At 46.6% G+C, this 20130-nt stretch carries 13 protein-coding genes; 11 read left to right on the top strand and 2 right to left on the bottom strand.

What is annotated here, in order from left to right; all coding sequences use genetic code 11:
• Positions 1-190: 190 nt before the first annotated feature.
• Together M0415_RS16820 and M0415_RS16825 are read left to right on the top strand one after the other, a co-directional pair.
• Positions 191-4450 carry an EAL domain-containing protein gene (locus M0415_RS16820; protein WP_249554650.1) on the top strand — a complete coding sequence of 1420 codons (4260 nt, stop codon included), beginning with the start codon at positions 191-193 and terminating at the stop codon, positions 4448-4450.
• A 64-nt stretch (positions 4451-4514) separates the two neighbouring features.
• Positions 4515-5138 carry a hypothetical protein gene (locus M0415_RS16825; protein WP_425383218.1) on the top strand — a complete coding sequence of 208 codons (624 nt, stop codon included), beginning with the start codon at positions 4515-4517 and terminating at the stop codon, positions 5136-5138.
• A 744-nt stretch (positions 5139-5882) separates the two neighbouring features.
• Here M0415_RS16825 and fadJ read toward each other — a convergent pair.
• Together fadJ and fadI are read right to left on the bottom strand one after the other, a co-directional pair.
• Positions 5883-8012, bottom strand: a complete 2130-nt coding sequence (fadJ, locus tag M0415_RS16830; protein WP_088212221.1) for a fatty acid oxidation complex subunit alpha FadJ — start codon at positions 8010-8012, stop codon at positions 5883-5885.
• Positions 8013-8017: 5 nt separating this feature from the next.
• Positions 8018-9328, bottom strand: a complete 1311-nt coding sequence (gene fadI / locus M0415_RS16835) for an acetyl-CoA C-acyltransferase FadI (RefSeq protein ID WP_088212188.1) — start codon at positions 9326-9328, stop codon at positions 8018-8020.
• Between the two features lie 274 nt (positions 9329-9602).
• On the opposite strand from fadI, the gene M0415_RS16840 reads away from it, so the two are divergent.
• From M0415_RS16840 to putP, 9 genes are all read left to right on the top strand, one after another.
• Positions 9603-10559: an AAA family ATPase gene (locus M0415_RS16840; RefSeq protein ID WP_088212190.1), complete on the top strand. Its 957-nt coding sequence runs from the start codon at positions 9603-9605 to the stop codon at positions 10557-10559.
• Between the two features lie 72 nt (positions 10560-10631).
• Positions 10632-11600, top strand: a complete 969-nt coding sequence (locus M0415_RS16845) for a DUF58 domain-containing protein (protein WP_088212191.1) — start codon at positions 10632-10634, stop codon at positions 11598-11600.
• Positions 11601-11663: 63 nt separating this feature from the next.
• A complete protein-coding gene (locus tag M0415_RS16850) occupies positions 11664-12257 on the top strand; it encodes a DUF4381 domain-containing protein (RefSeq protein WP_088212192.1) in 594 nt (197 codons plus the stop codon).
• The gene (locus M0415_RS16855) at positions 12251-13267 is read left to right on the top strand and encodes a vWA domain-containing protein (protein WP_088212193.1); all 1017 of its coding nucleotides are present in this window, start codon (positions 12251-12253) and stop codon (positions 13265-13267) included. The genes M0415_RS16850 and M0415_RS16855 overlap by 7 nt, the downstream gene beginning before the upstream one ends.
• A complete protein-coding gene (locus M0415_RS16860; protein WP_088212194.1) occupies positions 13267-15330 on the top strand; it encodes a VWA domain-containing protein in 2064 nt (687 codons plus the stop codon). The genes M0415_RS16855 and M0415_RS16860 overlap by 1 nt, the downstream gene beginning before the upstream one ends.
• A complete protein-coding gene (locus M0415_RS16865; RefSeq protein ID WP_088212195.1) occupies positions 15324-16985 on the top strand; it encodes a BatD family protein in 1662 nt (553 codons plus the stop codon). The genes M0415_RS16860 and M0415_RS16865 overlap by 7 nt, the downstream gene beginning before the upstream one ends.
• An 87-nt stretch (positions 16986-17072) precedes the next feature.
• Complete coding sequence (locus M0415_RS16870; RefSeq protein ID WP_088212196.1) at positions 17073-17636, top strand: sigma-70 family RNA polymerase sigma factor; 564 nt, start codon at positions 17073-17075, stop codon at positions 17634-17636.
• Entirely contained in the window at positions 17629-18333 is a 705-nt protein-coding gene (locus tag M0415_RS16875; RefSeq protein WP_088212197.1) for a DUF3379 domain-containing protein, read from the top strand. The genes M0415_RS16870 and M0415_RS16875 overlap by 8 nt, the downstream gene beginning before the upstream one ends.
• A gap of 158 nt (positions 18334-18491) precedes the next feature.
• Positions 18492-19943, top strand: a complete 1452-nt coding sequence (putP, locus tag M0415_RS16880; RefSeq protein ID WP_088212198.1) for a sodium/proline symporter PutP — start codon at positions 18492-18494, stop codon at positions 19941-19943.
• The last annotated feature ends 187 nt before the right edge of the window (positions 19944-20130 follow it).

Consider the following 20130-nt stretch of genomic DNA (forward strand, 5'->3'; position numbering starts at 1 on the left):
TAAGCAAAAAACTGATGGAAAAGTTGGTAGATCAATGTCAATGCGTCAAGACAAAGTACAAAATTAGTCCATCTATATGCTATTAAAAGGATTTTTTACATTCTGGCTTTTGACAAAAGCTTCTATTTCTGGAAAAGTGATGTAACACAATTGTTTCATGGCATCCTCGGACAATACTAAGAACTACACTATGCCGAAAATACTCTTAAAAATCGTCTTAATCGCTTTTTTTGGCATCCTTGCATTAGAAGACGTAAACGCATCTCCCTTTTCAAATAAATCACCTATTATTCTCCAGTCGCAATCGTATGGTGTGCCAGAAGGACTTTCCCAAAGTACCGTTACGTCGATAGTTCAGGATCACGATGGATATCTATGGATTGGAACCTTTAATGGGCTCAATCGGTTTGATGGAAAAAACTTCAAGCACTTTTATGCTAATGATGCCAGAACAGGGCTTCCTAGTTCTTTTATTAGAAGTTTACTCGTTGATGATCAAGGAGTGTTATATGTTGGAACAGACAGCGGTCTAGTTGTTTACGATAAACTTCAAGACTCATTTTCTCCTTATGGCCTATCAGTAAAAAATACTCCCGTCTGGAGTATCAACTCAAAAAATAACAGCCTCATAGTTGGTACTGATAAATCCATTATCGATATAAGCAACCAAGAAAAAAAATACGAACTGTCCAGTAAAGGATTAAGTGAAATAAAAAAAGCTATAAAAGTTGGTGATAATTATTATATAAGAGATTACTCAGGAAAACTATTTAAGTTAGTAAATAATGAGTTAAAAGAAATCGCTCATGGCACAATAGATTTAGATGAAACGAATGATAATGAAATTTCAATATCATTCAACCATGGGTTATATCAATATAATGGCAACGAAATAGTAAAAACGGACTCTCGACCATTCTCTCAACTCGCAAAGTACAATAATACCATTTATGGATTCACCAACGGAAAAATTGTTAACATCTCAAAAAACATCATAATAGGAACTCTTCCTCCAGACCAGGTAGATAAAATATCTTCATTTGTTGTAACGAAAGATATGTTTATATTAGGCACTATTGACAAAGGCTTTGTTATTGTAAAAAAACTTAACAATTTAGTACAGCAAACTGATTTATCGAAAAACAACACATGGCATCTAACAAAAAACACACAAGGGTTTATAGTATCATCTGAATCAGAAAATATAGACCTTTTCGACAATAACTTTAATCTAATAAACAGATTTAACACTGAAACCCAAGGATACAAATACGCAATATTAAATGAAGAAGGTCTTTATTTTGGAACTAATTCAGGATTATTTTTAAAGACTGAGAAAAGTTTAATAATGATTAGTGACAAATCAATATCTTCATTGTCTAGTAATAGTGACAACTCCATAATAACAGCTGGAACATCTGATGGTAAGGTGTTAATCATCAATAACACTGAAATTATTGATGTTATCGATACGAAAAATAGCGAACCGATTTTTGATATTGAATTTTACTCACGAGATTTGATCTATATAGCTGGTCAGGGTGGTTTTAAAAAGTATGATAATGGACGATTATCCAGCTTAGGCGAGGAAATAACATACAGTATAATGCAGGAAAATAATGGAATTTATTTTGGGACATCTACATCTTTAATGTTTTTCGATAGGCGCGATAATAACATTTCTAAGATATTCTCCAATAAAAAAGAAGTTTATTCAATCATTAATGATGAAAACTATATAACCGCAGCATCATTAGGTGAAGTCGTAATATATGAAAAAGAAAGCAAAAAAACATATACTTTAAAGACTGCTAACGGAAGTCAGTATGAATACAATTCGCCAAGTGCAATAGATGTGAATGGTTATGTCTTACTTGCTGGAATAAACGGTGTCAGCATTTTACACCCCCAAAATGTCATAAACTATATTAAAAGCAAAGAAATAAGCCAAACAGAAATATCTGATTTCCTTGTGTTTAATGTTTCACAAGAAAATGATAGCACTTTCTTTAATAACAAAAATTCAGCTATTAACGAAATAACCTTAAAGTATTCAGATTATCCATTTTCCTTCAACTTTATCTCCCCTATGTCGGAAGACTCATCCACTAATTATAACTATAGAATGTATGGTCTTTCTGATACATGGATATCGGCAAATGGAACCAACTCAGCAACATATACGAATTTATCTCCTGGGAAATACAATTTTCAAGTATATGCTATCAATTCACTTTCAGGTAAAAAATCTGCAATAAAAGAAGTTTCAGTAATTATCACACCTCCTTGGTGGTCCTCAACTCAAGCTAAAATATTTTACTTTGTTATATCAATGTTCATCGCTGTTTTTATATTTAAAGCAATATTAAGAAAAAGAGAAATTCAGCGGCAAATAGCTTTAAGCGAAGAACGCTTAAAACTTTCTTTATGGGGAAGCGGCGATGAAATGTGGGACTGGGATATAGAAACGGGTCACATTTTCCGCTCAAATATTTGGGGAGCATTGGAATTTCCGAAGGATGGTCAACGTTCTGGTCATAGTGATGAGGAGAGTAATATTCATCCAATGGATCAAGAACGTGTAAGGGAAGCGCTTAACAAACACTTCTACGGTGAAACCGATCATTTTGAAGCGGCATACAGAGTTAAAGGCAAAGATGATAGCTGGATCTGGATCTTAGACCGAGCAAAAATTGTAGAAAGAGATGATAAAGACAATGCGCTGCGGATGACGGGCACAATTAAAAACATCAGCCAATTCAAACAAAAGGAAGAACAATTAAAACTGTTCGAAAAAGCCATTGAAAATATTTCCGAAGGTATGTTTATTCTCGACAGCGAATATCGATTTGTTGAGGTGAACGAAGCGTGCTGTAGAATATCTCAGCGTAATCGCACTGATTTTATAGGTAATCTGCTCACCTTCGATTTGTATCCGGAGTCCTTTTCTAATCAAATTCGTACCATGTTAAAACAACAAGGTCGCTGGGCCAGCGAAGTCGAAGCCAGCCGTGGTGACAATAGTCATTTCCATATGGAACTGACTATTGACGCCATTTACGATGAATTAGGTGAATTATCGCATTACGTAGGGGTATTTTCTGATATATCGAGACGTAAACAGCAAGAAGAAGAACTTCGTAAACTCACCAACAATGACCTATTAACGGGGCTGCCCAATCGCTCAAACTTGCAAGTCACATTAGGAAACTTGGTTAATAAAGAAATTACCCATGCCTTAATGGTACTCGACCTCGACAATTTTAAGCGTATCAATGACTCATTAGGTCATCAAATTGGTGATCAGTTACTCAAGCTAGTGTCCGTCAGAATTAAGTCTATTCTCCCTAAAAACACCAGTATATATCGCCTAGGTGGCGATGAGTTTGCGATTGTACTCGATAAAACATCTGACATTAGTGCCTGTGCCGCTATTGCAGGACGAGTAATTGAAGCCTTTAAAACCATGTTTGAAATCGGTAATGAGCAGCTGGTTTTGGGCGTGAGTATTGGTATTGTTTTCTACCCTGAGGATGAACAAAGTGAACAGGCACTTCTGAGAAAAGCCGATATTGCCATGTATCATGCTAAATCTGCCGGCGGAAATTGTTACCAATTTTACTCAGAATCACTTAACCAACACGCGATTAAACAATTAGAAATTGAAAACCTCATTCGTGAAGGATTAAAAGAAGATTTATTTGAGGTGTATTATCAACCCAAAGTCGATCTTAAAAGTGGTCACGTCGCGGGGATGGAAGCCTTAGTCCGTTTAAATCATCCCACCCGTGGACTGATCCCACCGAATGATTTTATTCCCCTTGCGGAAGAAAATGGCCTTATTATTGAAATCGGTGAAATTGTACTTAGAAAAGCCTGTTTTGCGGCGCAGAAATGGCGTGAACAAGGGCTCTTCAAAGGAAGAGTCGCCGTCAATTTATCGTCACGTCAGTTTGCCCTACCCGATCTACAGCAACGCATAGAATCTATTTTACGCTTAACGCAATTACCGGCCTCTCACCTGGAACTTGAAATCACTGAAGGGACGGTTATTAAGCAGCCAGAAATGGCTATAACCGTTATGCAGCAATTAGCTAAGATGGGAGTGAGCCTAGCGTTAGATGACTTCGGTACGGGTTATTCCTCGCTTTCTTACTTAAAACGGTTCCCAATTCATACGCTCAAAATCGATAAAGCCTTTGTCGATGATATTGATAAATCAGACCGGGATTTGAAGATGGTCGATTCGATCATTACCATCGCCCACAATATGGGTCTGTCGGTTGTCGGTGAAGGTGTAGAGCAAGCCGCGCAGCTAAATATCCTTCGGGCCCTTAACTGCGAAGAAATACAAGGTTATATCTTTAGCAAAGCGATAAATGAAACCGAATTTACTCAGTTGCTCCAAGAGGATCGGAGTAAATTCATGCCCCACCACAAGATTATTTGATCATAAAATTATCTCTCAATCGGTAGTTTGATACATTGGCACAACATCTGCATTAAGGTGTCCAGTGTCAAAAAATAAAACATTATCAACTACCCTGAGAGATAAAATGATGAAAGGAATTCTAACTGCAGCAGCATTACTGTCTACAATCGGCTTTGTAACAACAGCCGCCGCCATTGAAACAACTGTAGAGAAAAGCCTTTCTCAAACTGTTGTATCATCCGAAGCGACTAAAGACGTTAATCCAGAAGTAGCTGGTCATCCTGCTGTCAAATTCAAATCTGTTGAAGTTGCCGGACATCCTGCTGTCAAATTTAAATCTGTTGAAGTTGCCGGACATCCTGCTGTCAAATTCAAGCCCTTTGAAGTCGCTGGACATCCCGCAGTGAAATTTAAATCAGTTGAAGTTGCAGGACATCCAGCTGTTAAATTCAAGCCCTTTGAAGTCGCTGGACATCCTGCAGTGAAATTTAAATCCGTTGAAGTTGCGGGACATCCTGCAGTTAAATTCAAGCCATTTGAAGTCGCTGGACATCCTGCAGTGAAATTTAAATCCGTTGAAGTTGCGGGACATCCTGCAGTCAAATTCAAGCCATTTGAAGTCGCTGGACATCCTGCAGTTAAATTCAAGCCATTTGAAGTCGCTGGACATCCATGCGTTAAGTTCATTAACACAGAAATCGCATAACATTAATCAGGTGAAGGAGAGTGTCTATGTTAAATTCAATCAAAAAAGCACTTGGTTTCGCAAAGCCTGTTCGTAAAAAAGTGAAATTACCAGAAGGCTTAAACCACCTTGAAGTGATCCCTGCAAAGGGTTGGTGGAATTAATTTCACCTTCAGGCGGAAATATACCGTTCGCAAAGCTTAGAGCCATTTGCTAGCGCGTGGCCTAGGTCAATAAAAAAGGAGCTAAATGCTCCTTTTTATTAGCCACATTTACGACAAATCATATCAACATTAAGCGGTTAGACTAGCGTCAGAAGTCCGGCGCATTCTGCTTAGCGCAATACGTTTATGGGAGGAAAACAGTGGAAACGCTAAAGGCCCCAGTATAAATCCCATTACAGCCCAATAGCTTACCGAAAGTCCTACTCTAAAAGCCGCAACACCAAAACACCAGGAACAACTCACCGATAAGGCGACAACCACATAAAACATGAATCCCACAGCAACCTCTTTATCGGCTAAGCCATTATGTGCAAATCAAAAAATAGCCGTTCTCAATATAAATAGACTCTGAGCGAGGCTATTTATCAGCACTAAGCAACATCTACACAGACGGTGTCACGGCACAACTGCCGTAAATAGGGACGCCATAATACAAGATCACTCAAACAAATGTGAACATTTTTTAGGCAAAAATTAGCCTTGAGGCAATAAAAAAGCGGCATCATATTGCCGCTTTTTTAATCAGCCTCTATTTGTGCACTTAGAAGAAACGAGCCTTTTCTGCCGCCATCGCCTTAAGACGTGGGCATGGCTCAAATCGGTCGCCGTATTGAGCTTGATAACGTTCCAGTATGTTGACCAAGTTATCGGCACCTAGGGTATCAATATAGTGGAATGGGCCACCTAAGAATGGTGGGAAACCAATACCGAAAATGGCGCCAATATCACCATCACGCGGGGAAGCAATAATGCCGTCATCTAAACAACGTACTGCTTCATTGAGCATTTGCACCACACAACGCTCGGCCACAGCACTTAAGTCTTTGTCCATACCTGGCTTGATGCCAAGTACTGCGTAAACACTTTCATCCACGGCTTTCTTCTTGCTCGACGCTTTATTGCCAGCAGCATATTGATAGAAACCTTTGCCATTTTTACGGCCTTTTCTATCATCGCTCAGTAACTTATCGAAGGCTGCTGGGGCTTTAAAGCGCTCGCCCAGTTCTTTTTCAAGGATTGGAGCGATTTTAGCACCGACATCGATACCCACTTCATCGAGCAAAGTGATAGGGCCAACGGGGAAACCGAACTTCACTAAGGCTTTGTCTAAGTGCTCAATACTCTGGCCTTCCAGCAGTAATTGTGCTGCTTCGTTCATATACAGCGCGAGGATACGGTTAACATAAAAACCGGCACCGTCTTGTACCACGATTGGCGTTTTACCCTGTTTGCGAGCAAAGGCCACTGTGGTAGCAATCGTCTCAGGAGACGTTTTCGCATGGGCAATCACTTCCACCAGCGGCATTTTTTCTACTGGTGAGAAATAATGTAAGCCAATCACATTTTCAGGACGGCTGGCCGCTTGTGCAATTTGGCCAATGGGTAAAGATGAGGTGTTAGATGCAAAAATCGTGTGCTCGCCGCATTCACGCTCAATATCTTTAACCATCTGATGTTTAAGCGCTAAATCCTCAAATACGGCTTCAACAACAATGTCAGCGTCCTTAACGCCTTTATATTCGGTCGTCGTTGTCATCAGTGCCATTAAATTGTCGCGAACGGCCGGCGTCATATGACGACGTTTAACACCTTTATCCAATAACTTATAGGCGTAAGAAAGCGCGTTGCTTAAGCCCTTTTCGTTAATGTCTTTTACCCGCGCAGGAATTTTAGCCTTAGTCGTCGTGACCGAAGCAATACCACCGCCCATCAAACCGCCACCTAAGATCACGGCTTTTTTGACTTTACGTGGTGTCGCCCCTTCGGCGCCAGTTTCTTTCTTCATCTCTGTAGTGGCAAAGAAAATACTGCGCAGCGCCTCAGATTCTTTCGACACCACCAGCTCTGCAAAATGGCTGGCTTCCACCTCAAGCCCTTTTTGCATTCCCTTCGCCATACCTTGGCGCACGCAATCAATAATTTTTGCCGGCGCAGGATAGTTGCCTTGGGTTTTCTTAGCGACTTGCTTGGCGGCTTGATCGAAAATAATGTTACGACCGAACCCTGTGCCTTCGAGTAATTGATTAACCAGCGATTTTTTAACCGGTTTCGCCGCGCGTTTACCCGCGAGCGCCATTTCCACTGCGGTTTGCAGTAAAATCGTCTGTGGTACTACATCGTTAACTAAGCCCATCTTTAACGCTTGTTTCGGGCGAATTTGCTTACCCGTCAACATCATATCTAGCGCAGTGGTAATCCCCACTAAACGAGGTAAACGCTGAGTACCGCCGCCACCGGGTAATAAACCGAGTTGCACTTCGGGTACGCCCAGCATGGTCTTGCCATCATCACTACAGACACGTTGATGGCAGGCGAGTGCAAGCTCTAAACCGCCCCCTAAACAGGCGCCATGTATCGCGGCAACCACAGGGATATTCAAGGCTTCTAACTCGTTAAACACCACATGCCCTTGTTGGGATAAGGCTTTCGCATCGCCGGCCGTTTGGCAAGCGTCGAGCATAGAAATATCCGCCCCTGCTACGAAGGAATCTTTTTTACCCGAAATCAGCACTAGGCCACGGATACTGCTATCGCCTTTAATCTCAGACAGGATCTCACTGATCTCTGGGCCAAACTCTGCCTTGAGGGTATTCATGGTTTCGCCGGGTACGTCCATCGTTAGAATGGCGATACCGTCTTCACGGCGGGTTAAATTAAATGTCTTTTCCATCGCCATTACTCCACTTCCACAATCATTGCAGCCCCTAAACCACCCGCAGCACAGGCCGTTGCCAGGCCCGTTCCGCCACCACGACGTTTAAGCTCACGACAAACCTGAGTGATTAAACGCGTACCTGTGGCCGCAAAAGGATGACCGTAAGCTAAAGAGCCACCGAGCACGTTAAATTTGCTCATATCGATTTCACCAATGGCACGATTACGCCCTAGTTTTTCTTCGGCAAATTTCTTTGAGGCAAACATCTGCATGTTGGCTAAGGTTTGTGCCGCAAAGGCTTCATGCATTTCGATAAGAGTTAAATCTTCTAATTCCATGCCTGCGCGTTTTAATGCCAATGGCGTTGCATAGGACGGCCCCATTAGCATGTCTTGCCAGACATCAATCGCGGTAAATGCGTAGCTCTTAATGTAACCAATAGGTTGATAACCTAAGGCTTTAGCACGACCTTCGCTCATCAAAATGATCGCGGAGGCACCATCGGTTAGCGGCGTACTGTTAGCGGCTGTCACGCTGCCATGTTTTCTATCGAAAGCAGGACGCAGTTTAGCGTAAGAGCTTAAATCGGAGTTTTCACGAATGTTATTATCGCGATCGATAAACTGTTTATAAGGTGGAACATGGGCCACCATCACTTCGTCACGTAGGTGACCTGAAGCCCACGTTTCACTCGCCAACGTGTGGGAGCGGTGTGCCAGCTCATCTTGGTCAGCACGGCTGATATTATACGTCTTGGCCATTTGTTCAGCGGTTTGCCCCATGGACAATCCCGTAGAATACTCAGCAACGGCAGGTGGCACAGGCAATAAATCTTTAATGCCTAAACGGCGGAAAATTTGTAGTTTTTGGCCAAAGCTGCGGGCTTTATTCAGATCGACTAAGGCATGGGCAAGCTTTTTAGATACGCCAATAGGCAATACCGATGAGGAGTCTGCGCCGCCGGCAATACCAATCTCGATATTGCCCTTCATGATTGACTCGGCCACATTCACCGCAGATTGAAAACTGGTCGCACAGGCGCGGGTCACGCTGTAGGCATCGGTTGACACATCCATGCCAGTTCCTAACACGATTTCACGGGCAATGTTGGGTGCCGCTGGCATTTGTACCACCTGGCCATACACCAGTTGCTCAATCAATTTAGGATCCAGTTCGCTACGGGCCAGCAGCTCGTTAACGACCATTTTGCCCATATCGAGCGCCGACACACCGTGGAATGCGGTCGCCTGTTTCGCAAATGGCGTTCTTAAGCCAGCCACAATGGCGATACGCTCACCCTTTGCGTTAGTTACCTGTTGTCTATCACTCATTTGTCACCCTCTTTATGTGCGCTATCGCTGAGAGATTTCAGGCGGCGCTATCGATTTCCATGTTTGCCCTGCTGTTTGGCACAAAAAAAAGCCCAATAACAGGTCTGACCATTAAAGTGTGATCTGATTCTAACTTCTTGTCAGCAAGTTTTAAACACCTGTTTGTTTTTTTAACACTAGCCAAACCCTTAGGGAATTCTTTACCATATTCGTTGTCTATAGCCCACACACGTATTTTCAATCGATATTTTCAACCTAAAAAACGAGTAGCATCATGCCTTTGAGTCGCTTCCACGCATTACGCACTTACCTCAATAAGGTTGTTTTAGGGCAGCCAGTTTTGACCGAAAACCTGCTCATTGCCCTCATTGCCAATGGCCATTTATTAGTAGAAGGCCCACCAGGTCTTGCTAAAACCCGTGCAGTTAAAGCCCTCTGCGACGGTGTGGAAGGGGATTTTCACCGGATCCAATTTACCCCTGACCTGCTGCCCGCCGACCTTACGGGTACGGATATCTATCGCTCACAAACTGGCACCTTTGAATTTGAGGCTGGCCCGATTTTCCACAATCTGATCCTCGCCGATGAAATCAACCGCGCCCCCGCTAAGGTGCAGTCGGCGTTATTAGAGGCCATGGCAGAAGGTCAAGTGACCGTTGGGAAAAATAGTTATAAGTTGCCGCCGCTCTTCCTCGTGATGGCAACACAAAACCCCTTAGAAAACGAAGGCACTTATCCGTTGCCAGAAGCCCAGCTCGACCGCTTTTTAATGCACCTGAATTTAGATTATCCAAGCGGTGACACTGAAATCGAAATTCTGCGCCAATCCCGTCAAGAAGCGCTCACCCATGAGTTGCCGACTGCGGAGCCGATTGCCCAGGCCGATATTTTTGCCGCCCGTGACGAAGCGATGGAGATTTATCTCGCCGAACCGCTAGAAAAATACATAGTCGAAATCATTATGGCGACCCGCCAACCCGCGCGTTACAGTGACGAGCTGGCAAAATGGTTAGAGTACGGTGTGAGCCCTCGCGCGACAATTTCGCTTGAGCGCTGCGCCCGTGCCAGAGCCTGGTTACACGAGCGCGATTTTGTCTCTCCCGAGGATATTCAAGCCGTTGCGCCCAATGTGTTAAGACACAGACTGCTGCTGAGTTATCAAGCGCAGGCCGAAGGTGTCAGCCGCGACCAAGTGGTCAACCATATTTTGACTCAGGTGGCCGTCCCTTAATCGCATGGCTGGTCTGAATACACTGGCTGATAAATCCTTGGTAACTGAATCGCTTTGTATGAGTAGCTTTGAATGAATAACAGTGCGCTAAACGCATCCCAACACAGTGATGGCAATCTACATGGCTTGCCATTGTTTGCCGACGGGCTGCATTTAACCGAGAAAGAACTGCTCGCTTGCCAGACGATTGCGCGGGCGATACCTGAGCGTCACAGCCGAGCACGTGCCAATATGGCGGGGCATCGCAGCAGTTTAATCAAAGGCCGCGGGATGGAATTTGCCGAAGTGCGTCACTATCAACAGGGCGACGATGTTCGCACCATAGACTGGCGCGTGACCGCCCGCACTGGGCAAACCCACACTAAGCTATTTATTGAAGAGCGCGAGCGCCCTATTCTGTTACTGCTCGATTTAAGCCAGAGCCTGTATTTTGGCTCGAGTTTATTATTACAGTCGGTACAAGCGGGGCATTTAGCGACCACGCTAGGTTGGAATGCCATCAACCACGGTGACAGACTCGGCGCCTTAATCGCCTGCGAATCTGAACATCTAGAGTTAAAACCCCGCAGTCGCCGCCAAGGGATATTGCAGCTCATTTCAGGATTGCGCCGAGTGCACGAGCAACAACTCAATCAGCTCGGCAGTCATCCTCGGGATCCTGATCATATCCTGCGCGCCTGCCAGCGCTTGCAACGTATCGCGAAACCGGGCTCATTGATTTGGATTATCACAGATGGCAGCCATTTTACGCCGCAATGTATCGCGCCGCTGACAGAACTTAAGCGCCATTGTGATATTGGCGCCTATCTGGTGACCGACCCACTCAGGCAGGGCAACCTCAACTTACCCAAGCAGTTTAGTTTGCCCGTTCGCGAAGGAGACCAAGATCGAGTGCTGACTCGCGACAGTTATCAAGCATGGCTTGGGCAGCAACAACAGCAGCAGAATGACTTTATCGCCATGATGCAAAAGCTAAAGGTGCGTACCCAATTTATCGACGCGGGTTTACCCCTCGCGCAGCAGTTAGCCTTACTGCAATAACAGCACGGCAAATAAGTGAGTAATAGTAGACAGTGCAACATAAAGCATAAGTGAGTCCAAAGCGTGAACCCACAAACTCTAAATCCAGCCTTGGATAAGGCTGCCACGCCAAATCCCGCTTTGGCGGATTTACAAGATATTATTCTCCCCGACCCGATTGGGGCTTGGCCATGGGCCATAGGTTATTGGTTAGCACTCGCTATACTGTTAGTTTTGTTGATTGCTGCGATTCTTTGGCTCAAAAAACGTGCCGCCTACTTAGCGCCTAAAAAAGCCGCCCAAGGTTTATTTTCAGCACTTGATCCTCATTCGAACCAGTATCCCTCTGACGTGAATCAGCTGTTAAAGCGCACCGCCTTAAGTTATCTGCCAAGGGAAGTGATAGCGAAACTCGACGGCTCCGCGTGGGCAACTTGGTTAGATAGCCATTTGCCCGCAAAGCAGCGTGGCCGCATTGGGCCTTTATTAGATAAACGCCACCAAGCGAAACCATTAAGCGCCGGGGAGGCCCTTGAGTTACAGGCCCTGGCCCGCAGCTGGTTTGCCTCAAAAGCCAAATTAAGCGCACCGATAATGCACACTGCTGCAAACCAAAACCCGACGCCGTCAGCAGCAATAACACCGACTCCAGCTAAGCCTGCGGAGGAGCAATGTTAACAGTCGCATGGCCTTTGGCATTGATTTTACTGCCTTTACCTTTTATTTTTTGGCGTCGCCAAACGGTGCAAGCCGAAGGTGGCCGCCTGCAATTGCCCGGTATTAGTCAAACGGGCAAGGCCAATATCACTAGCCACAGTCGCCAAAGCCGCAAACGTTATTGGTTAATGTGGAGCTTGTTAGTGCTTGCTATCGCCCGCCCACAATGGCTCGGCGATCCGGTTGAACTGCCAAGCCAAGGGCGGGATCTGATGCTAGCGGTGGATTTATCCGGCAGTATGCAGATTGAAGATATGGTGATTAACGGCAAAGTGGTCGACCGTTTTACCCTGATCCAACACGTGGTCAGTGAGTTTATTGAGCGTCGCAAAGGTGATCGTATCGGTTTGATTTTATTTGCCGATCACGCCTATCTACAGGCACCACTCACCCAAGATAGACGCTCTGTCGCCCAGTTTTTAAAGGAGGCGCAGATTGGCCTTGTCGGTAAACAAACGGCGATCGGCGAGTCGATTGCGCTCGCGGTCAAGCGCTTCGACAAAATGGATGAGAGTAACAGAGTATTGATTTTATTGACTGACGGATCAAATAACGCCGGTAATATCGATCCTGAGCAAGCAGCCCAAATCGCCGCTAATCGCAAAGTGACGATTTATACCGTGGGCGTGGGTGCCGATGTCATGGAAAGACGTACCCTGTTTGGTCGTGAGCGCGTCAATCCGTCGATGGATCTCGATGAAAACCAACTCAAGCATATTGCCGATGTTACCCATGGCCGCTATTTCCGCGCCCGTAATAGCCAAGAGCTGGAACAGATTTATCAAGAAATTGACAAACTGGAGCCCGTGAGTCGCGATCAACTCAGCTATCGTCCTCAAGCGGAGCTATTCTATTGGCCACTCGCCCTCGCGCTGCTCACCAGTATTTGGATAGCCTTGGGTCAGTTATCACTGTTTTCGCGGACTAAAAACCCTGTTCCATCAGCAACACCACGGGGGGATGTTCGTTAATGAGCCTACATTTTATTCGTCCAGAATGGTTACTCGCCCTGTTGCCACTCACCATCATACTGTGGGGGCTATGGCGTCAACACCAGAGTAACAGTGCTTGGAACCGCTATATTGCGCCACATTTGGCCAAAATATTGGTCACAGAGGGCACGCAAAAATCCCGTCGACCACTGCATATCTTGGCTTTCACTTGGGTGATTGCCACCTTGGCCTTAGCGGGCCCCGCCCTCAATAAGCAAATTTTGCCCGTTTTTGCCGCCGAGCAAGGTCGAGTGTTGGTGATGGATATGTCTATCTCCATGTTTGCCACCGATCTGGCGCCCAACCGCTTAACCCAAACCAAGTTTCGAGCGACGGATTTGCTCCGCGGCTTAAAAGAAGGCGAAACCGGCCTTATCGCCTTCGCTGGCGATGCCTTTACTATAAGCCCGCTCACTCGAGACACGGGCACGCTGCTTAATTTATTGCCCACCTTAAGCCCTGAGATTATGCCCGTGTTGGGCTCAAACCTAGCGACAGCCCTAACCCAAGCCAAGAATCTACTGGCACAGGGCGGGCACTTACGGGGTGATATTATTGTGATGACAGATGGCATTACCCCGAGGCAATTCGATGAGGCTAACTCAGCCTTAGCTGGTAGCCAATATCGGCTCGCGATTATGGGATTTGGTAGCCCCCAAGGCGCACCAATCCGCTTACCCGATGGCCAATTACAGCGGGACAGCAGCAATGAAGTGGTAGTCGCCAAAACCGACTTTGGCTTACTGCGAAAATTAGCCGATAACCATAATGGCATCATGATCCCCAATCGTGCCGATGGTCAGGATCTAGTGCAGTTGCAACATTGGTTAAGCGACAGTGGCGATGCCAAGGCCACGGATCTCGATGGGGAAACCTGGCAGGATCTCGGCCCTTACCTCACCTTACTCTTACTCATCCCTACCCTGCTGAGCTTTAGGCAAGGCATGCTCGCCAACTGGCTACTGATGGGATTGACTGGCCTAGTGCTCGGTGCTGCGCCGCAGAATGCCCATGCCAGCGCATGGGACTCGCTCTGGCACACCCAAGAGCAACAGGCGATGCAGGCCTATCAAGCCGAGGATTACGCCAATGCCGCTCAACAATTCGAAACGCCACAATGGCAAGGCGCTGCGCAGTACAAGGCGGGCGAGTACGAACAGGCGCTAAAAAGCTTTGAGCAAGATAGCTCTGCTAATGGCCTGTACAACCAAGGCAACGCGCTGATGCAACTCGGCAAACCCGATAAAGCCAAGGAGCGTTATCAGGCCGCACTCGACAAGCAGCCCGAGTTCCCACAGGCCAAAGCCAACCTTGAGTTAGCAGAGAAATTGCTGAACCAGCAACAATCGCAGCAAAATGCTGACAATCAAGATAAGCAGTCTCAGGGCGATAAAAACCAACAGGGACAGAACCAGAACGATCAGCAGCAGGGGCAAAACCAGCAGCAGGGAGAGCAACAATCCTCGCAACACGACCAAGCTCAAGATCAGTCTCAAGAGCAGCAGTCCCAACAGCAAAATAATCCTGACCAAGCAGACGAAAAACCGTCGCAGGAGCAAGAGTCTTCACCCGAGCAGAATAATCCTGAGCAAGACGCACAGGATAAACAGCAAGCGAGTGATGATAAAGCCAAGCAAGAACAGCAAGATGCACAGCAGGAACAACAGCAGGCCGAGCAACAAGCCAATCAGCAAAACCGCGCCGATAACAATGCTGAAGATAAAGAAGATCCAGCCAGCAACGAGGCCAAAATGCAGGCACAGGTCGAGGATGATAAGTCCAAAGCCAAGCAAGAACAGCAACAGGCCGTAGCGTCAAAAGCGGATAAAGAGAAACAGTCACAGGCGGATAACAACCCAGACACCGCTGTTGAGTCTGTTGAAGCGCCGCCGAGCAACAGCGAGCCTTTGCCCGCGGAAATGCAGCGAGCACTGCGGGGCGTGAGCGAAGATCCACAGGTGTTGTTGCGTAACAAGATGCAACTCGAATATCAAAAACGCCGTCAAAATGGCCAAATATCAAGGGATAACGAACAGTGGTGATCAGACAATTTTTTATCCTCCTCACGCTTTACATCGCGGTCATTCAGCCCGCCTTTGCTCTGAGCAAACTCGAGGCGTCGGTCGATCGTAATCCGGTGATGGAAGGAGAGTACTTTGTGCTCAATGTCAGTGCTGACGATGAAGTCGACACGGGTAAACTCGATACCTCTATCCTGCTTAAGGATTTCATCGTGGGTCGCACCAGTGTGAGTCGCAGCACCCAGATAATGAACTTCGATGCGGTTAAAGAGACCCGCTGGCAAGTACTGCTTGCCCCAAAGCAAAAGGGCCAACTCACGATTCCATCCTTTAGCATTGATGGCGTCAGCTCCGCCGAAATCCCCCTCAAGGTCGTCGAAGCGGGCGCACAACCTGAGCAGGCCAAGAATCTGTTTATCGATGCCAAAGTCTCGACCGATGAGGCCTACGTCGGCCAACTTATCACCTATAAAGTAAAGCTTTATCTTGCGGTCGAACTGCAACGCGGTGTGCTCAATGCCCCCGTTATCGAAGGCGCGCAGATTAAGCAAATTGGCGAAGACAAAGACGGCTCAGAGATCATCGAAGGCCGTCGTTACCGCGTGATTGAGCGCACCTATGGCATCATTCCCGACTTACCCGGCCAAGTGAACATCAAAGGCGCGACCTTTTCTGGCGATGTATTAGTGGAATCCCAACGCCGTGGCGGTATGTTTGGCTTTAACGAGAGCCGGCCAATGCAGGCTGGCGCGCCTTCCTTAAGCATTCAAGTCGAACCTGCGCCAACGAGCTTCCAAGGCCAATGGCTTGTGGCCGATTTAGTGGCCTTAAAAGAAAGTTTTCCTGAGGATGTAAAAGAGTTTACCGTCGGTAGCCCCATCACCCGCACGCTTACGTTATTGGCCTCCAATGCCGATGAAAATAGCTTGCCGGATATCGTGCAAAACTTGCCGCCTGAGCTCAAATCCTATCCCGAAAAACCCCAGCGCCAGAGCTTTGTGCGCGACGCGCAGATAGTGTCACAGTACAGCATTACCTCGGCCATAGTCCCCAGTAAGGCGGGCACTTTTATCTTACCCGAAGTGAAAGTGCCTTGGTGGAATCCGCATCTTAAACGCCAAGAAATAGCGACCCTACCCGCCCGCACCATTCAAGTAAAAGGTGGCGCCGTGGTCGATACCCCCATCGAACCCAACTGGCAGGCAAATACCAGCACGAACAGTGAAAGTCATTGGAGCGCGAATCTGTTCGCCCTGCTGTGGCTGGTGACATTAGTTGCTTGGGCCGTCACTTTTGTCGCTTGGCGACGCGCGCTTAAGCGCCAAGCAACGGTCAATACACAAGTCACAGCGCAACCGCTCGTTCTTAGTACTGGCCTTAAGGGGTTAGAGCAAGCCTGTGCTAAAGGTAATGTCAGTGATATTTTGCAGCAATTGCAGCAATACTGTAGTGAGCAGGCCGCTCGCCCTATGACACTCGATAAAATTGCCGCGCAGTCGAGCGAGTTAGCAGAGGCGATTCGTCAGTTGCAAGCCTTAGCCTACGGCGGTAAAGCCAATAGCGATGCCCAACTGGCAAGCGCGGTAAAAGCATTGTTAAGCGCGGTGAAAAGCGGCAAGTTACACCCCATGGCGCAGCAATCCACGCCATTACGCCCGTTGAATCCTAATGGTTAAACTCGACGGACAAATCGACGCACGGCTTAATCGAATAAGTAAGGTGTAATCTTTTGAATCGTAAAATAAAAAGAAAATATCGAAAAAATGTTTGCTAACTGGCGAAAGAAATCCGTCGAGCCTGCGGTCTCTTCTGACATGCTGAGCAAACAACGACGATACAACAGCCTAGTCAAGGCGCTGCACGCCGATATCTTCCGCTATGCCTTTTGGTTATGCGGCGATAAGCAGGTGGCAGAAGACATCACCCAAGAAACCTTCTTGCGGGCATGGCGCTCTTTAGATTCCCTACAGGATGATAAAGCGGCGAAGGCTTGGCTGATCACGATTCTGAGGCGCGAAAATGCCCGTCGATTCGAGCGCAAACAATTTGATTACGCCGATGTCGAACAAGACAGCTTAGAAGATCACATTGCCTCCAGCACGGAAGAGCAAACCGAGCAGTACTGGTTAAGGCGACAAATCGCTAAGCTGGATATTGAATATCGGGAGCCCCTATTGCTGCAGTTAATCGGTGGCTTTAGCGGTGATGAAATCGCCCAACTGTTGGACTTAAACCGCAACACTGTCATGACGCGCTTATTTCGGGCGAGGAACCAATTGAAAGAACTACTTGAGAAAACCGATGTGAGAGGTCAATCCAATGGATGAGCTTAAATTTAGGCGTCAAGCTTATGAAGATCCTCATAATCAAGATCCCGAGTTTGTTGCGCAAATGCAAGAGAATGCCGAATATCAGGCGTTCGTCGCAGAGCTTAAGGGCCTCGATGCCAAAATCACTCATGCGTTAAAAGTGGATGTGCCAGAGGACTTGGCCGACAAACTTATTCTGCGCCAACAATTGCAGCAGCACCATAAACAGCGCCGACAAACGGGCTTTTTAGTCGCCATGGCCGCGTCGATTGCCTTTATTGTGGGGATCAGTTTCAGTTTATTGCGCTTAGGTCCTGTCGATTTAGCCGAGCATGCCTTAGCCCATGTTTACCATGAAGGCGTAGCCTTGCAGGTAGACCAAAATGTCAACTTTAGCCAAGTGAACGCGCAGCTCGCTTCCTTAAAAAACCTCGGCCACGCTAAATTTACTGAGCAGCCCGGTAAGGTCTACTACACCTCTTACTGCGATTTTCAAGGGGTTAAGAGTCTGCACTTAGTGCTGCAAGCTGAAAAGGGGAAAGTGACTCTGTTTATTGTGCCCATCGAAAAACGCATGGTGCTGGATAACACCTTTGCCGATGGTAAATATCAGGGCATGGGCTTTGAGGCCGGTGATGCATACATTTTGCTTGTGGGTGAAGATCAGACTGACCTTAGCTTCGTAAAAGACGAAATCAAGAACACCTTTATCTAACCTATTAATAGTAAATCCTTTCTTTTAACGACCTCCGATCTTTTCTCATGCTCGGAGGTCGGATTTCGATCACATCTTTATCTACTAATGGGTTCTTGCTCAAACATCTGGTAGCATGCTTGCCACTTTGAATAATAACAAGATGGGATAAAGACAATATGACGATTGAAACCCCGATTTTAATCACATTTGTTGGCTATTTAGTATTGATGATGGGCATAGGATTTTGGGCTTACCGTGCCACCGATACTGTTGATGATTATATTTTAGGCGGCCGTAAAATGGGCCCCGCCGTAACCGCGCTCAGCGTGGGCGCTTCCGATATGTCAGGCTGGTTGCTCTTAGGCTTACCTGGCGCCGTTTACTTAGGCGGCTTAGGCGAAGCATGGATTGGGATTGGCTTAGTGGTCGGCGCTTGGCTGAACTGGTTGTTTGTGGCTAAACGCCTGCGCATTTACACCCAATTAGCAGACAACGCCCTCACCCTGCCCGACTTCTTCGAGAAGCGTTTTCACGATAAACAGGGTTATCTCAAACTCGTCTCTGCGGTCACGATTCTGGTGTTTTTCACCTTCTATGCTTCCTCCGGCATGGTGGGAGGCGCCATTCTGTTCGAAAAAGTCTTCGGCCTCGATTATAACGTTGCCTTAGTGATTGGCTCGGCCATCATTGTGGGTTACACCTTTATTGGCGGTTTTTTTGCCGTGAGTTGGACCGACTTCTTCCAAGGCTGTTTAATGCTAATAGCCCTGCTGATCATCCCCTTTGCGGTGTTCTCGCACCCTGAGAGCCATGCGGGAATCGATTCTATCGATCCAGCCATGTTGGCACTGATCAGTGATAAAACCACAGTGATTGGCTTGTTATCACTGCTCGCATGGGGACTGGGTTATTTCGGTCAGCCCCATATTTTGTCGCGCTTTATGGCCATTGGCAGCGCCGATGCACTGCCGCTGTCACGCCGTATCGCCATGAGCTGGATGATGTTATCTCTCATCGGCGCGTTAGCCACAGGCTTAGCGGGTTCACTGTATTTTGCCAATCAACCCTTGGCCAATGCCGAAACCGTGTTTATTCATTTAGCCCAAGCCGCCTTTAACCCTTGGATTGGCGGATTACTGATCGCCGCAATTCTGTCGGCCATTATGAGTACCATTGATTCGCAGTTGTTGGTGTGTTCGAGCGTGATCACCGAGGACTTTTACCGCAAGTGGTTGCGCCCTCAAGCCGACGATCGCGAGCTGATGATGGTAGGTCGTATGGGCGTGCTGGCCATTGCCGTGATCGCGGGGATCATTGCCCTGAATCCTGAAAGCAGTGTATTAAGTCTAGTCAGTTATGCGTGGGCAGGTTTTGGTGCCGCCTTCGGCCCTGTCGTACTGCTATCACTCTTCTGGAAGCAGTACAGCCGTAACGGAGCGATTGCGACCATTATTGTCGGCGCATTAACCGTGGTAATTTGGAAACAACTGTCTGGCGGGATCTTCAACCTGTACGAAATTTTACCCGGATTTGTGTTTGCGATTATTGCTGGTGTCATCGTCAGTAAAATGTCACGCCCTGCCGAAGCCATTACCGCAGAATTTGAGCAATTTAAATCCTCGTTATAACAGCTAATTTTCTGTCCCTAATTGTAAAAAGCGTACATGTGTACGCTTTTTACAAATTGTTTAAATTTATTAACCTCCTCCTCGTTACAAAATATTAACCTCAATTAAAACTTCCTTCCCCAATAAAAACCAAAGATACCAAGCATCTGGCCCGACCATTCGTTCATGCTAAAGTGCGACCCTGTTT

It is taken from the genome of Shewanella sp. 10B, assembly GCF_023475885.1.
Classification (GTDB): domain Bacteria; phylum Pseudomonadota; class Gammaproteobacteria; order Enterobacterales; family Shewanellaceae; genus Shewanella; species Shewanella mangrovisoli.